This is a genomic window from Streptomyces sp. NPDC090025 (assembly GCF_044748125.1).
Lineage (GTDB): Bacteria > Actinomycetota > Actinomycetes > Streptomycetales > Streptomycetaceae > Streptomyces.
Window position 1 is genome coordinate 105,692 of sequence record NZ_JBIVFL010000011.1, and the last position, 13,528, is coordinate 119,219.

A 13,528-nucleotide genomic window follows, 5' to 3' on the forward strand; every position below is an offset into this window, starting at 1 on the left:
GTCTCGTTACTCGGTGGGCGGTCTCGTTACTTGAACGACGTCTCCGAGAAGTTCTCCTGCGTCAGCGGGGAGACCTTCGGCGGGTTGACGTTCTTGCCGAACGCGATGGCCGGCGGGGAGGAGGTCAGCGGGACACCCGGGAGGTAGTCCATGATCACCTCGTTGGCCTTCTTGTACAGGTCGGTGCGCTTGGTCGGGTCGCCCTGCATGGAGCCGGCCTTGACCGCGGCGAAGACCTTGTCGTCCTTGAAGCCCCACTGCTTGCCGTAACCGGCGAACCAGGTGCCGATGAAGTTGTAGCCGTCGTTGAAGTCACCGGTCCAGCCGAGGATGTGGAGGGCGCAGCCGCCCGCCTCGGTGGCGTCGACGTAGTCCGGGTTCCACTTCAGCGGACGCGGGGTGACCTTGATGCCGGCCTTCTCCAGGTCGGCCTTGATCAGCTCGAAGATGTCCTGCGGAGCGGGCATGTACGGGCGGGTGACCTCGGTCGGGTAGCAGAACTCGACGGAGAGCTTGCTCTCACCGGCGGCGGCGAGCAGCTGCTTGGCCTTGGCGGTGTCGAAGTCGTACTTCTTCACGTTCTCGGAGAAGCCGGCGACCGTGTCGGGCATGAACTGGGTCGCGACCTTGCCACCGGCGGGCAGCTGGGTCTTGACGATGTTCTCCCGGTCGATGGCGTGCGCGATGGCCTGCCGGACCTCGGGCTTCTTCAGCGCCGGGTGCTTCTCCTGCGACATACCGAGGTAGAGCAGGTTGAAGACGTCACGGGTCGGGACCTGGAAGCCCGCGGCCTCAAGGGTCTTGATGTCGGCGGGCGCGACCAGGTCGTAGCCGTCGATGTCACCGGCCTGGAGCGCCTGACGGCGGCCCTCCTCGGTGTCGAGGGTGCGGAAGACCAGGTTCTTGATCTTCGCCTTCTCGCCCCAGTAGTCGTCGAAGCGGGTCAGGGTGACTTCCTTGTTGCCCTTGTTCCACTTCGTGATCTTGTACGGGCCGGTGCCGGCGACCGTGCCGGCCTCCTGGCTGTACTTGGGGTAGGTGATGGCGTCGCCCTTGGCGGTCGCCTGCTCCTTCGCGTACTCCTTGAGGGCCTTCGGCGAGTGGATCGCGAGGGCCTGCAGGGAGAAGCCGCCGGGCAGGTTGGCGGAGGGCTCGTTGACCTCGATGACGGCCGTGTTCGCGTCCTTGACGGTGCAGGACTTGTAATTGGCCTTGGGCGTCTCGGGGTTCTCGTTCTTCGCGAACCCGCCCATGATGGTCTGCCAGTAGTAGGAGACCGCGCTGCTCTGGAAGGTGCCCTTCCAGTTGAACCAGTAGTCGTAGTTCGCGCAGACCGCGGCGGCGTCGAACTTCTCGCCGTCGTGGAACTTCACGCCCTGCCGCAGGTTGAACGTCCAGACCGTGCCCGCGGGGTTGCTGGACCACTTCTCGGCGAGGCCGCCGACCAGCTTGCTGCCGCCGGACTCGTGCTCCAGGAGGGCCTCGAAGGCCTGCCGGGTGACGCGGAAGGTCTCGCCGTCGCTGGCGAGGGCCGGGTCGAGGGAGGCCGGGTCGCCGGGGGCGCCGAACACGAAGGTGTCCTTCGCGCCGCCCTTGTCGCCGTCCTTGCCCCGCTCGCTCGCGCAGCCGGTGGCGATGAGGCCGACCGCGAGGGTCGCCGTCAAAGCCCGGGCCGCCCGGGAATTGAATATTCGCATGGGTCCACCCCTGGGTCCGCCATGTGTGGTCTTGACCGGCCGAACGCTACTGGCGAGTGACGCGACAGAGAACAGTCCGCATAGCGGTGATATCAACCTGAGACCCGGACAGTCACCAAATCGGTCGGATGCGGGACATCGCAGCTCCGACGGTCGAAAGCGGAGCCAAAACCTCACCTTGACAAGGGATTTCGGCGGCGCGCCGGAGCACGGCGGCGCGCGGCCGGGGGCGGTGCGGGGCGGTTCAGCGGTGGTGCGCGGGCGGGTAGCCGTATCCCGGCTGGTGAGACGGGGCGCCCGGGGCGGCGCCGTGCGCGTCGCGGTCGTAGAACGGCCGGGCGTGCGCGTACAGCCACATCGCGACCGGGTCGTACGTGTCGGACATGGCGACCGTGGAGACCGGAAGGCCGTCCGGGACCGCGCCGACTGTCTGGTGCATCATCGCGCGCACCGCCTCGACGGAGCCCGGCGAGGAGTCGTACAGATCGAGGCCGATGGCGAGGTACGGCAAGCCGAGCGCGGGCTGCACCCAGGCGCGGCGCAGCGAGCGGACGGCCGGGGTGCGGTGCGCGTTCTGGGTGAGCTGGGCGTAGAACTGCGGGATGTCCAGGGCGGGTTCGGACAGCCGCAGCGGTCCGGCGGGCATCCGGTCGAGGCCGGTGGCGATCCGGCGCAGATCGGCCCACGGGATGCCGACGCCGCCGCCGGGGGCGTGCGGGTTGAGCCAGATGCCCCAGCGGTCGGGGAACAGGGCGCGGGCGATCTCGACGCCGGTGACGCGCTCGTGGGCGCGGGTCCAGCCGGACGCGGCGAGTTCCTGGGCGGAGGTGACGCACGGGGCGTAGCCGTGGCCGTCGACCTCCATGTTGCCGTACTGGGCGTCGGGCGATCCGGCGGCGCCCTGCCAGAGCAGCATCCAGACGTCGGAGCCGGCGAGGGCGTGCAGCAGCTGCTCGTAGGCGTCGTGACGCCCCGGTGCCACCTGGCGCAGCATGTGCTCGACCGGTCCTCCGGTCGCGGCGGTGCCTGACGCGCTCACCGTGGGTCACGCCCCTCTTCGTCTTCCGTGGTGCTGATGGGTTGGTGCTCGTGGTCGTACGACCGGGTCTGTTCCGGTCCGGCCCTGTTCCGTCCGGTTGAGTTCCGTGCGGTTCGGTCCAGTCCAGTTCAGTTCAGTTCAGTCAGTTCAGCTTAGACAGGGGTGCCGTCACACGGCGGCGCGCTGGAAGAAGGGGCGCACCTTCTCCGTCATCCAGTCACCGACCGGGTCGTGCGCGAGGTCGAGCAGGATCAGGTTGACCGGCCAGGCGACCTCGACCCGGCCGAGGGCGCGGCCGAGCGCGTCGAGCGGGGCGTTGCGGTCGGCCTCGGGTCCGGTGAGCTCGACGGCGACGAAGAGGGCGGGTTCGGTGCCCTCGACGCTGGCGAGCGCGCGGCGGGCGCTGGCGACGACGCCGGTGGCCTCGAACTCGGCGGAGGCGGCGGCCAGGAAGTCGACCGGGTCGTCCTGCCAGTCCGGCTCGAACAGCCGGACCCGGCCGCCGGTGGCGGGCCCGTCGAGCGCGGTGCGGCCGGTGCGGCAGAGCTCGGCGACGGCGGGCGGCGGCAGCGGCACGCCGACGGTGCCGCCGGGGTTCACGGCGATGCCGAGCTGCGGGGGCAGCCCGCGGGCGAACTCGCGGGCGGGCGCGACGGTGTACGACATGTGCTCGCCGACGCAGGCGAGGAACTGGTGCTCGGAGCTGAACACCGGCACGTACGCGGCGCCGTCGAGCTCCAGGGTCGGCAGGTCGAGGTCGGCGCTGTCCGGTCCGCCGCCGTTGGGCAGCGGCACCCAGACGGGGCTGCGGCCGAGCACCTCGACCAGGCGGCCGCCCGCGGAGGGGTTGCCGAGGGAGGCGGCCAGTACCTCTTCGAGCTCATTGCCCGGCCACGTCACGTCCACGGTCGTCGTCCCTTTCCCGGCCACTCCCGGCCACCCGGCCCGTCCGGTGCCCCCAGCACCTTAACGGCGGTCCGGGGCCCGCGTGACCGAAAAGCGCGCACCGGGCCGGGGCGGGCGGCCGGGTGTGGTCCAGGACACGGCGGCGCGAGCCGTTGACGGGGCCCGTACGGGGAGGCGGCTCGGGTGGCCCGGCTCCGGGCGGCCCGTTCGGTGCGGCCCGCTCAGGAGACCCGGCTCGGGCGGCCCCCGCTCAGGAGGCGTCCCGGAAGCCGATCTTCCGCAGGGTGTCGGCGGCGTCCCGGTCGAGCAGCGTGACCGAGGCGCAGCCGGGCGGCAGGGCGCCCTCCTCGGCGGTGCGCACCAGCCGTCCGACGGCCCGCCGGTGCCGGGCGAAGGCGTACGCCGAGACGCCCCGGCCGCGGGCGAGCTGGCCGTCCCGCGCGGTCCCGGGGTCGACGTCGAGCAGGATCAGATGGAGCGCGGCGCCGCGCCGCCGGGCCTCCCGGGCGAGCCAGCCGCGCACCCAGGACTGGGTGCCGCAGTCGTGCACGATCACCCCGGCCCCGGCGCGCAGTGCCCGGCGCAGCCCGGCGTAGTGGGCGAGCCGGGCGAGCGGGCGGTAGACCGCGTACGGCAGGAAGCGGGGCAGCCGGGCCTCCCAGCGCTCCCGGGTGTCCTGGGAGTCGATGGCGCGGCCCTGGGCGGCCCGGCCCATCAGCGTGGACTTGCCCGCGCCGGGCAGCCCGGAGACCACCACCACGTCGCCCGCGGCATAGGTGAGGACGCGGGGGCTGCGGCCGCCGCGCTCGCGCAGATCGCGCAGCAGCCGGACGCGGCGCCGGAACCGGGCCCGGGCCCGCGTCCGCTGGACGGGCAGGCCGGTGCCCGCCACGGCCGTGCTCGCCGTACGGACCGTCGTACCGACGGTCGTACCGACCGTCGTACGGACAGCCGAACGGACAGCCGCACGGACATCGGTGTGCTGGATGGTGCGCTGGATCGTCATCGCCGCTTCCCCCCTGTCGGGCCCTGCGGAGACCCTTGCCCACGAAGTGTAAAGAAGAGGTAATGCGAAGCAAGTGATGTGACGCGCGGAGCCGCCGTGCAATGATGAGCGCGCCACGCGCTCGACCGAGCGCGCACAACCTCATACCGGCCGCTCGAATCCGCGCGGGAGAGTCCTGGGCACGCAGTGCGCCCGGGCGCCGAAGGAGCAAGCACCTCCCTTGAATCTCTCAGGCCCCGTACCGCGTGGATGAGGCAGATCTGAAAAGTGGGCCGCCCTGGCGCGGCCCCACCCAAGGTGCAAGCCGAGGATGCCCTCGGTGAACCTCTCAGGTTCCATGACAGATGGGGAGGAACGTCCTCACCGTCTTGTCACGTCGTGCCCCGCACGCCCTGGGACCCGGGAGCCACCCCATGAGCACTGCCCCCCGCCAGACCGCCCTCGACGCGCTGCACCGCTCGCTGGGCGCGACCATGACCGACTTCGCGGGCTGGGACATGCCGCTGCGGTACGGCAGCGAGCGCGACGAGCACACCGCGGTGCGCACCCGGGCCGGGCTGTTCGACCTCTCCCACATGGGCGAGATCACCGTCAGCGGCCCGCAGGCCGTGGAGCTCCTCGACTACGCCCTGGTCGGCAACATCTCGACCGTCGGCAACGGGCGGGCCCGCTACACGATGATCTGCCAGGAGGACGGCGGCATCCTGGACGACCTGATCGTCTACCGCCTCGGCGAGACCGAGTACATGGTCGTCGCCAACGCCTCCAACGCGCAGATCGTGCTCGACGCGCTGACCGAGCGCGCGGCGGGCTTCGACGCCGAGGTGCGCGACGACCGTGACGCGTACGCGCTGCTCGCGGTGCAGGGCCCGGAGTCCCCCGGCATCCTGGCGCAGCTCACCGACGCCGACCTGGACGGTCTGAAGTACTACGCGGGCCTGCCGGGCACCGTGGCGGGCGTGCCCGCGCTGATCGCCCGTACCGGATACACCGGCGAGGACGGCTTCGAGCTGTTCCTGAAGCCGGAGCACGCCGAGGGCGTGTGGACCGCGCTCACCGAGGCGGGCGCCGGCGTCGGCCTCATCCCGTGCGGCCTGTCCTGCCGTGACACGCTGCGCCTGGAGGCGGGCATGCCGCTGTACGGGCACGAGCTGACCACCGCGCTGACCCCGTTCGACGCGGGCCTCGGCCGGGTCGTCAAGTTCGAGAAGACCACCAACGACGGCCGCTTCGTGGGCCGCGAGGCGCTGGAGAAGGCGGCCGAGCGCGCCGAGACCGCCCCGCCGCGCAAGCTGGTCGGCCTGATCGCCGAGGGCCGCCGGGTGCCGCGCGCCGGGATGCCGGTGGTCGCGGACGGCGCGGTGATCGGCGAGGTCACGTCCGGTGCCCCGTCCCCGACGCTGGGCAAGCCGATCGCGATCGCGTACGTCGACGCGGCCTTCGCGGCGCCGGGCACGGCGGGCGTCGGCGTGGACGTCCGCGGCACCCACGAGCCGTACGAGGTCGTGGCGCTGCCGTTCTACAAGCGCCAGAAGTGACACTGGGGGCGCGGGGCCGGTGACACGGGGCCGGTGACGCCGGCCGACCGGGCCCCTCGCCCCCCCTCGTACCGCCCCCTCGTCCCACCCCTTGTCCCGTTCGGTGTCTCACTCCCCGAGACCCACGTTCATCAGCACTCCCCCCGTACAGGAGAATCAGGACATGAGCAACCCCCAGCAGCTGCGTTACAGCAAGGAGCACGAGTGGCTGTCGGCCGTCGAGGACGGCGTCGCCACCATCGGCATCACGGAGCACGCCGCGAACGCGCTCGGTGACGTCGTCTTCGTGCAGCTTCCCGAGGTCGGCGACACGGTGACCGCGGGCGAGTCCTGCGGCGAGCTGGAGTCGACCAAGTCCGTCAGCGACCTGTACGCCCCGGTGACCGGTGAGGTCGTCGAGGCCAACCAGGACGTCGTCGACGACCCGTCGCTGGTGAACACCGCCCCGTTCGAGGCCGGCTGGCTGTTCAAGGTGCGCATCTCGGACGAGCCGGGCGACCTGCTCAGCGCCGACGAGTACACCGCCTTCACCGCGGGCTGACCGAGTCCGAGTCCGAGACCGAGTCCGAGACCTCGACCGAGACCCTTAGGGATCGATTCATGTCGCTTCTGAACACCCCTCTCCACGAGCTGGACCCGGACGTCGCCGCCGCCGTCGACGCCGAGCTCCGCCGCCAGCAGTCCACCCTCGAGATGATCGCCTCGGAGAACTTCGCTCCGGTCGCGGTCATGGAGGCCCAGGGCTCGGTCCTCACCAACAAGTACGCCGAGGGCTACCCGGGCCGCCGCTACTACGGCGGCTGCGAGCACGTCGACGTGGCCGAGCAGATCGCGATCGACCGGATCAAGGAGCTGTTCGGCGCCGAGTACGCCAATGTGCAGCCGCACTCCGGCGCCTCCGCCAACCAGGCCGCGCTGTTCGCGATCGCCCAGCCCGGCGACACGATCCTCGGTCTCGACCTGGCGCACGGCGGCCACCTCACCCACGGCATGCGCCTGAACTTCTCCGGCAAGCAGTTCAACGTGGTCGCGTACCACGTGGACGAGGCCGGTCTGGTCGACATGGCCGAGGTCGAGCGCCTGGCCAAGGAGCACCGCCCGAAGGTGATCATCGCGGGCTGGTCGGCGTACCCGCGCCAGCTCGACTTCGCCGAGTTCCGCCGGATCGCCGACGAGGTCGAGGCGTACCTGTGGGTCGACATGGCCCACTTCGCGGGCCTGGTCGCGGCGGGTCTGCACCCGAACCCGGTGCCGTACGCGGACGTGGTCACCTCCACCACCCACAAGACGCTGGGCGGCCCGCGCGGCGGTGTCATCCTGGCCCGTGGCAAGGAGTTCGCGAAGAAGCTGAACTCGGCGGTCTTCCCGGGCTTCCAGGGCGGTCCGCTGGAGCACGTGATCGCCGCCAAGGCGGTGTCCTTCAAGGTCGCCGCGTCGGAGGAGTTCAAGGAGCGCCAGCAGCGCACCCTGGACGGTGCCCGGATCATCGCCGAGCGCCTGGTGCAGGACGACGTCACGGCGCACGGTGTCTCGGTGCTGTCCGGCGGCACCGACGTGCACCTGCTCCTGGTCGACCTGCGCGACAGCGAGCTGGACGGCCAGCAGGCCGAGGACCGGCTGCACGAGGTCGGCATCACGGTCAACCGGAACGCCGTCCCGAACGACCCGCGGCCGCCGATGGTGACCTCGGGTCTGCGGATCGGCACCCCGGCGCTCGCCACCCGCGGCTTCCAGGACGAGGACTTCCGCGAGGTCGCCGACATCATCGCCGAGACGCTGAAGCCCGGCTTCGACGCGGAGGCGCTGAAGGCCCGGGTGACGGCCCTGGCGGACAAGCACCCGCTGTACCCCGGCCTGAAGTAATTTCGTACCCTTTTGTTGGTATGAAGCTCCGGGGCACCGCGCACACTGGACAGTGAGCGCGGTGCCCCACCCCGTTTCCCGCTCACCTGCTCGCCCGCTCCGCGTTTCTGCACCACCCCGGCAGACAACGGCGTCGCCCCCACAAGGAGTCCTCCGTGGCCATCTCGGTCTTCGACCTGTTCTCGATCGGTATCGGCCCGTCGAGCTCCCACACGGTGGGCCCGATGCGCGCGGCCCGCATGTTCGCCCGGCGCCTGAAGAACGAGGGGCTGCTCGCCCACACGGCGTCGATACGGGCCGAGCTGTACGGCTCCCTCGGCGCGACCGGGCACGGCCACGGCACCCCGAAGGCGGTGCTGCTGGGTCTTGAGGGCCACTCGCCGCGCACGGTGAACGTGGAGACGGCCGACGACGAGTTCGAGCGGATCAAGGAGACCGGGCGGATCAACCTGCTCGGCGCCCACGAGATCCCGTTCTCGTTCGACGACGACCTGATCCTGCACCGCCGCAAGGCGCTGCCGTACCACGCCAACGGCATGACGGTCTTCGCGTACGACGCCGAGGGCGCGCTCGTGCTGGAGAAGACGTACTACTCGGTCGGCGGCGGCTTCGTGGTGGACGAGGACGCGGTGGCGGGCGAGAACCCGATCATCCCGGACGACACCTACCTGAAGTACCCCTTCCGCACCGGCGACGAGCTGCTCCGCCTCACCAAGGAGACCGGCCTGTCGATCTCCTCGCTGATGCTGGAGAACGAGAAGGCATGGCGCACCGAGGACGAGATCCGCACCGGCCTCCTTGAGATCTGGCGGGTCATGCAGGCGTGCGTCTCGCGCGGCATGTCCCGCGAGGGCATCCTCCCGGGCGGCCTGCGCGTCCGCCGCCGCGCCGCCACCTCCGCCCGCAAGCTGCGCTCCGAGGGCGACCCGGCGGCGCACGCGATGGAGTGGATCACGCTGTACGCGATGGCGGTGAACGAGGAGAACGCGGCGGGCGGCCGCGTGGTCACCGCCCCGACGAACGGCGCGGCGGGCATCATCCCGTCGGTCCTGCACTACTACATGAACTTCGTGCCGGGCGCGGACGACGACGGCGTGGTCCGCTTCCTGCTCGCGGCGGGCGCGATCGGCATGCTCTTCAAGGAGAACGCCTCCATCTCGGGCGCCGAGGTCGGCTGCCAGGGCGAGGTCGGCTCCGCCTGCTCGATGGCGGCCGGCGCCCTGGCCGAGGTCCTCGGCGGCTCCCCGGAGCAGGTCGAGAACGCGGCCGAGATCGGCATGGAACACAACCTGGGCCTGACCTGCGACCCGGTCGGCGGCCTGGTCCAGATCCCGTGCATCGAGCGCAACGGCATGGCGGCGGTGAAGGCGGTGACGGCGGCGAAGATGTCGATGCGGGGGGATGGCAGCCACCTGGTGTCTCTGGACAAGGTCATCAAGACGATGAAGGAGACGGGGGCGGACATGAGCGTGAAGTACAAGGAGACGGCGCGGGGCGGGCTCGCGGTGAACATTATTGAGTGCTGAGGGTGGCTCTGACGGCAGGTGACGGTGCTGGTCGCCTGGGAGGGTGAGGCGGTGCGCGCGGGCTCGGGCGAGGGCAAAGTAGGGGCAAAGTTGCTCTGAATGCGCAGGTCGGGAAGGGTGGTCCCCGCGCGAGCGGGGGTGTTCCCACCGGGGGGCGGCGCCACGTCGGGTTGCGGCCGTGGTCCCCGCGCGAGCGGGGGTGTTCCGTCGACGGAGCTGCGGTTGCCGACGGCCTGCCCGTGGTCCCCGCGCGAGCGGGGGTGTTCCGCCTCCGCGCGCGCGGGAGCGGCTCCGGCTGCCGTGGTCCCCGCGCGAGCGGGGGTGTTCCGAGATCGCCGAGGGTGGTCCACGCCTTTTCGCCGTGGTCCCCGCGCGAGCGGGGGTGTTCCGAAGGGCCGCAAGGCCGCGATCGACTACGTCGAGTGGTCCCCGCGCGAGCGGGGGTGTTCCGCCCTCGTCGCCGCCGAGGCCATGTACGGCTCCGTGGTCCCCGCGCGAGCGGGGGTGTTCCGTACGTGACCATGGTGAAGAACCTCCTCGGCGGGTGGTCCCCGCGCGAGCGGGGGTGTTCCGCCCTCGTCGCCACCGAGGCCATGTACGGCTCCGTGGTCCCCGCGCGAGCGGGGGTGTTCCGCTGTCCACAGGATGCCCACCCTCTGCGCACGTTGCTGGTCACGTCGTGAGCAGCAGCCGTCAACGAACCGTGTCCCCTCCACCTGCCAGGCGGAGGGGACACGGTTCGTCGTCTCGGGGTCCAGCCGCGCGGGAGTGTCCGCCCGGCGGTGCCGATCGTGCAGAGCGGCATCGCCGGGCGGACGCGTCCACGCGGCGCAGTTGAGGCGGTGCCGGATGCCCTCCAGCGCGCCCCACAGGCGGCGGGCGCTGAACCCCCGCCCCCTTCCCGCGCTACGGGCTGTAGCACGGGAAGGGGGCGGTTTCGTCACGACGCCCTCTTCCACGCCACGGCGGGGAAGAGGGGCCTTTCGTGTTTCTAGATCTCCGAACTACGGTGCATCCAGCAGCACTTCGTCTGGCAGGACCGAGAGGGGACCACGATGGCCCGCAAGTTGCGCATGCTCGGCACCAACTCGAAGACGGGTGAGTGCCCGACGCTCTACGAGGACATCGACACCGGCGAGATCCTCGTGCAGGGGTACACCGTCACCGATCCCGAGGTGCTCGTGCAGATGGCGAACCCGCTGAAGGGAGAGTCCCTGGTCGTTGTCGATCGTGCCCTCCTGGTCAACTTCGCGCCGAAGGAGTGACGTGAAGGATCACGTACCCGCCCGCCAGATTCTCGAGCTCTTCCGGGAAGGGTTCGCGCACACGGCCTGGCGGCTGGAGACTCGCCGGGAGTACACCGCTGACCAAGCGACTGAGGAGTACCGACAGTTCCTCCAGGGAGTCATGCCGCCTCGCGATGAGGGCGGACCCTGGTTCGTCAACGCCCGGGCGCAAACGGCTGCCGGGAAGCGGATCGAGCGTGTACGCCTCGTCGACGAGCCGCCCAGTGACGGACAGCGATACCTCCTGGCTACCACGCGGGACAATCTCGCAGCGGGCGAGGACATCCGCTATCTGCTCCGTAAGGACGCTGAGCAGATCGGACTGCTGGACTTCGACTTCTGGCTGTTCGACTCCCGCGTCCTGGCCCGCTTCAACTGGGAAGACGCAGACCGGCGCCTGGAACTGACCACCGACCCGTCCGCCGTCGTTGCCGCGTGCCAGACTCGCGACGCAGCATGGCACCACGCCGTCCCGTACGCCGAGTTCACCCGGTAACTTCCCTGGTGTGAGCACGGACTACCAGCAGGCGAGGAAAGCCCTCGGTGCGCGGCTTCGCGAGCTGCGCACCGAGGCTGGCCTGACTGTGCGGGCGCTGGCCGCAGAGTGCGGCTGGGCGCCATCGAAGGTCTCCAAACTGGAGAATGGAAAGCAGACCGCGACCGGCGGCGACCTCGACACATGGGCGGCCGGGGTCGGTCACCCCGAAGCTGCCGCCGAGCTGCGCGGGCGGTTGGCCGGACTGGAGTCGACCTACCGTTCATGGCGGCGCCAGCTTGCGGGCGGCCACCGTGCCGTTCAAGATGCCCTCGGCGCAGAGCACGAGAGGACCAGCATGTTCCGCGCCTACTCCGGCAGCGTCGTGCCGGGCGTGTTCCAAACACCGGAGTACGCCCGCGCAGTCCTCGGCCGGTACGCGGAGCTTCACGGCGTCACCCGTGACGTAGAGGCGGGTGTCACCTCCCGGCTCCGGCGGCAGGAGGGGCTCTACCAGCCCGGACGCCGGTACCGGGTACTGATGGGGGAGGCCGCACTGCACACGCGAATCTGCTCGCCTGCGGTTCTCGCTGACCAGTTGGACCGCCTCATGTCTGTCAACGGCCTGAGCACGGTAGAACTCGGCATCATTCCCCTGGCCGCTGATGTGCGCGTCGCAGCGGGGGATGACTTTTGGATCCACGACGACCGGCTCGTGATCGCCGAGTCGTGGCATGCCGAGATGTGGCTCGACTCGAACGAGGACGTAGCCCTGTACGCCACGGTCTGGGATGCGCTCGCGGCCGGGGCCGCGACGGGGCGGGCCGCGCATCGCCTGATCGCCCGCGCGCGAAGCACGCTGCTACCTGCGTGAGCAACACCCGGAAACGGGCGAGACCGAGTGAGAAACATCGAGAAACACGGGCAGATCTGAGAAACGCCTCGTCCTACCTTCCTGCTCATGGCGGAGTACAGCGACAGGCCCAAGCACTGCACGTACTGCCCGAATCCGGGGGCGGACTGTTGCGTCCGCGTCCACCCGGACGGTCAGCACATCTACGCCCATCGGATCTGCGCGACGGTTCGCGGCGTCCCGTACAGGTACGTCTTCGTCGACGGCCTCGTCCGGATCGGAGCCGGACGGTGAGCGCCCCGGCGCTGCCCGGCGTGCTGCCGGAGTGTCAGTTCGAGCTGCACTCGGTCTGCAAGACCGGCGAGGTCTACACCTGCTACGGCGACCATGTGCCCGGCCTCGGCAGGACCTGCGCCTGCCCCTGCCACCGCACGCCCCCGGAGACGGCCCAATGACCGAGCCCGACACCGACGAGACCACCGGCGTAGACCTCGACGAGCTGCTCGCCGCCCTGGCGCTCGCCGCCCGGGACATGCTCACCGCGATCCGTGATCACCGCGCCACTGCCGCCGTCCGGCCCAGGTTCGTCGGACGCACCCATCTCCCGCCCGTCCCCACCGAGACGCCGTGACCGAGCTCTGGCGCCAGACGCTCTACATCCTCATCGCCCTGGACGCCCTCGCCGTCATCGCGTACGGCATCGCTCACTAAGCTCCCGCCCTGGCTGATCCAGGACGGGCCCTGCGCACCATCGAGAATCCACACCAGGAGGAACCATGGCCTGCACCAACCAGCCGTCCAAGCCGCCGCCGCCCTGCGCCCCGACCGGTCCCACCGGCATTGACGCCCGAGCCCTGCTCAGCGACGCCGCGTTCAACGGCGTGATGCACACCGTCCTCGACAACAACCCGGGCATGGACGCCTTCGTGGCCGGCCGAATCGTGGAGGAGGCCCTCAAGTTCGTCCACGCCGCCAGCCTGTTCCCGCAGGTGCGGATCTCTCCGAGCCGCGAGGTCGACGAGGGGTGGCACGCCCTGATCCTCCACACTCACCTGTACGCCACCCTGTGCCGCCGACTCGGCCGGACCGTCCACCACTACCCCGAGCGACCCGACGAGACCCGCCACGACCCGGACGTCCTCACCCGCACCGTGGCCCTGATCGAGCAGGCGGGCTACACCCCGGACACCGAGCTGTGGCTAGGGCCGCGGCAGTCCCTCGTCACCGTGGCGGCGAACTGCAGCCACACCCCGGTGCCCGGCGGCTGCGGGCCGATCAACCCCGGCAACTGCGCGAGCCACTGCAACAGCGGAGGCGGCGGCTAGGCTCAGCAGCCCCT

15 protein-coding genes, 1 CRISPR repeat array and 1 riboswitch are annotated in these 13,528 nt (G+C 70.7%); of the genes, 11 read left to right on the forward strand and 4 right to left on the reverse strand.

Features of this window, described 5'->3' with window-relative positions; all coding sequences use genetic code 11:
- Nucleotides 1-26: 26 nt before the first annotated feature.
- From ACIPXM_RS24060 to ACIPXM_RS24075, 4 genes are all read right to left on the reverse strand, one after another.
- Nucleotides 27-1,697 carry an ABC transporter substrate-binding protein gene (locus ACIPXM_RS24060; protein ID WP_401658744.1) on the reverse strand — a complete coding sequence of 557 codons (1,671 nt, stop codon included), beginning with the start codon at nucleotides 1,695-1,697 and terminating at the stop codon, nucleotides 27-29.
- A gap of 244 nt (nucleotides 1,698-1,941) precedes the next feature.
- A complete protein-coding gene (locus tag ACIPXM_RS24065; RefSeq protein WP_401658747.1) occupies nucleotides 1,942-2,736 on the reverse strand; it encodes an enhanced serine sensitivity protein SseB C-terminal domain-containing protein in 795 nt (264 codons plus the stop codon).
- Between the two features lie 168 nt (nucleotides 2,737-2,904).
- Nucleotides 2,905-3,642: an enhanced serine sensitivity protein SseB gene (locus ACIPXM_RS24070; protein WP_401658750.1), complete on the reverse strand. Its 738-nt coding sequence runs from the start codon at nucleotides 3,640-3,642 to the stop codon at nucleotides 2,905-2,907.
- 250 nt (nucleotides 3,643-3,892) lie between these two features.
- Nucleotides 3,893-4,648, reverse strand: a complete 756-nt coding sequence (locus tag ACIPXM_RS24075; RefSeq protein ID WP_401658753.1) for an AAA family ATPase — start codon at nucleotides 4,646-4,648, stop codon at nucleotides 3,893-3,895.
- A 155-nt stretch (nucleotides 4,649-4,803) separates the two neighbouring features.
- Nucleotides 4,804-4,902: riboswitch (glycine riboswitch) on the forward strand.
- Between the two features lie 159 nt (nucleotides 4,903-5,061).
- Between ACIPXM_RS24075 and gcvT the strand changes: the two genes are divergently transcribed.
- From gcvT to ACIPXM_RS24130, 11 genes are all read left to right on the forward strand, one after another.
- The gene (gcvT, locus tag ACIPXM_RS24080) at nucleotides 5,062-6,186 is read left to right on the forward strand and encodes a glycine cleavage system aminomethyltransferase GcvT (protein ID WP_401658756.1); all 1,125 of its coding nucleotides are present in this window, start codon (nucleotides 5,062-5,064) and stop codon (nucleotides 6,184-6,186) included.
- Nucleotides 6,187-6,349: 163 nt separating this feature from the next.
- Nucleotides 6,350-6,727 (forward strand): glycine cleavage system protein GcvH, encoded by a 378-nt coding sequence (gene gcvH / locus ACIPXM_RS24085; RefSeq protein WP_401658758.1) that lies wholly within the window; start codon nucleotides 6,350-6,352, stop codon nucleotides 6,725-6,727.
- A gap of 59 nt (nucleotides 6,728-6,786) precedes the next feature.
- A complete protein-coding gene (gene glyA / locus ACIPXM_RS24090; protein WP_401658760.1) occupies nucleotides 6,787-8,049 on the forward strand; it encodes a serine hydroxymethyltransferase in 1,263 nt (420 codons plus the stop codon).
- 155 nt (nucleotides 8,050-8,204) lie between these two features.
- Nucleotides 8,205-9,575 (forward strand): L-serine ammonia-lyase, encoded by a 1,371-nt coding sequence (locus ACIPXM_RS24095; RefSeq protein WP_401658762.1) that lies wholly within the window; start codon nucleotides 8,205-8,207, stop codon nucleotides 9,573-9,575.
- A gap of 117 nt (nucleotides 9,576-9,692) precedes the next feature.
- A CRISPR array of direct repeats spans nucleotides 9,693-10,209; the repeat unit is 29 nt; unit sequence GTGGTCCCCGCGCGAGCGGGGGTGTTCCG.
- A gap of 421 nt (nucleotides 10,210-10,630) precedes the next feature.
- Nucleotides 10,631-10,840 (forward strand): hypothetical protein, encoded by a 210-nt coding sequence (locus ACIPXM_RS24100; protein WP_401658765.1) that lies wholly within the window; start codon nucleotides 10,631-10,633, stop codon nucleotides 10,838-10,840.
- A 1-nt stretch (nucleotide 10,841) separates the two neighbouring features.
- Nucleotides 10,842-11,357, forward strand: a complete 516-nt coding sequence (locus ACIPXM_RS24105; protein ID WP_401658768.1) for a DUF6879 family protein — start codon at nucleotides 10,842-10,844, stop codon at nucleotides 11,355-11,357.
- A gap of 10 nt (nucleotides 11,358-11,367) precedes the next feature.
- Nucleotides 11,368-12,210 carry a helix-turn-helix domain-containing protein gene (locus ACIPXM_RS24110; RefSeq protein WP_401658771.1) on the forward strand — a complete coding sequence of 281 codons (843 nt, stop codon included), beginning with the start codon at nucleotides 11,368-11,370 and terminating at the stop codon, nucleotides 12,208-12,210.
- An 87-nt stretch (nucleotides 12,211-12,297) separates the two neighbouring features.
- Nucleotides 12,298-12,483 (forward strand): hypothetical protein, encoded by a 186-nt coding sequence (locus tag ACIPXM_RS24115; RefSeq protein WP_401658773.1) that lies wholly within the window; start codon nucleotides 12,298-12,300, stop codon nucleotides 12,481-12,483.
- On the forward strand, nucleotides 12,480-12,644 hold the full coding sequence (locus ACIPXM_RS24120; RefSeq protein ID WP_401658776.1) for a hypothetical protein: 165 nt from the start codon (nucleotides 12,480-12,482) through the stop codon (nucleotides 12,642-12,644). Before ACIPXM_RS24115 ends, ACIPXM_RS24120 begins: the two co-directional genes overlap by 4 nt.
- Nucleotides 12,641-12,820 carry a hypothetical protein gene (locus ACIPXM_RS24125; protein ID WP_401658779.1) on the forward strand — a complete coding sequence of 60 codons (180 nt, stop codon included), beginning with the start codon at nucleotides 12,641-12,643 and terminating at the stop codon, nucleotides 12,818-12,820. The genes ACIPXM_RS24120 and ACIPXM_RS24125 overlap by 4 nt, the downstream gene beginning before the upstream one ends.
- A 145-nt stretch (nucleotides 12,821-12,965) precedes the next feature.
- Nucleotides 12,966-13,514: a glycine-rich domain-containing protein gene (locus ACIPXM_RS24130; RefSeq protein ID WP_401658782.1), complete on the forward strand. Its 549-nt coding sequence runs from the start codon at nucleotides 12,966-12,968 to the stop codon at nucleotides 13,512-13,514.
- Nucleotides 13,515-13,528 lie beyond the last annotated feature (14 nt).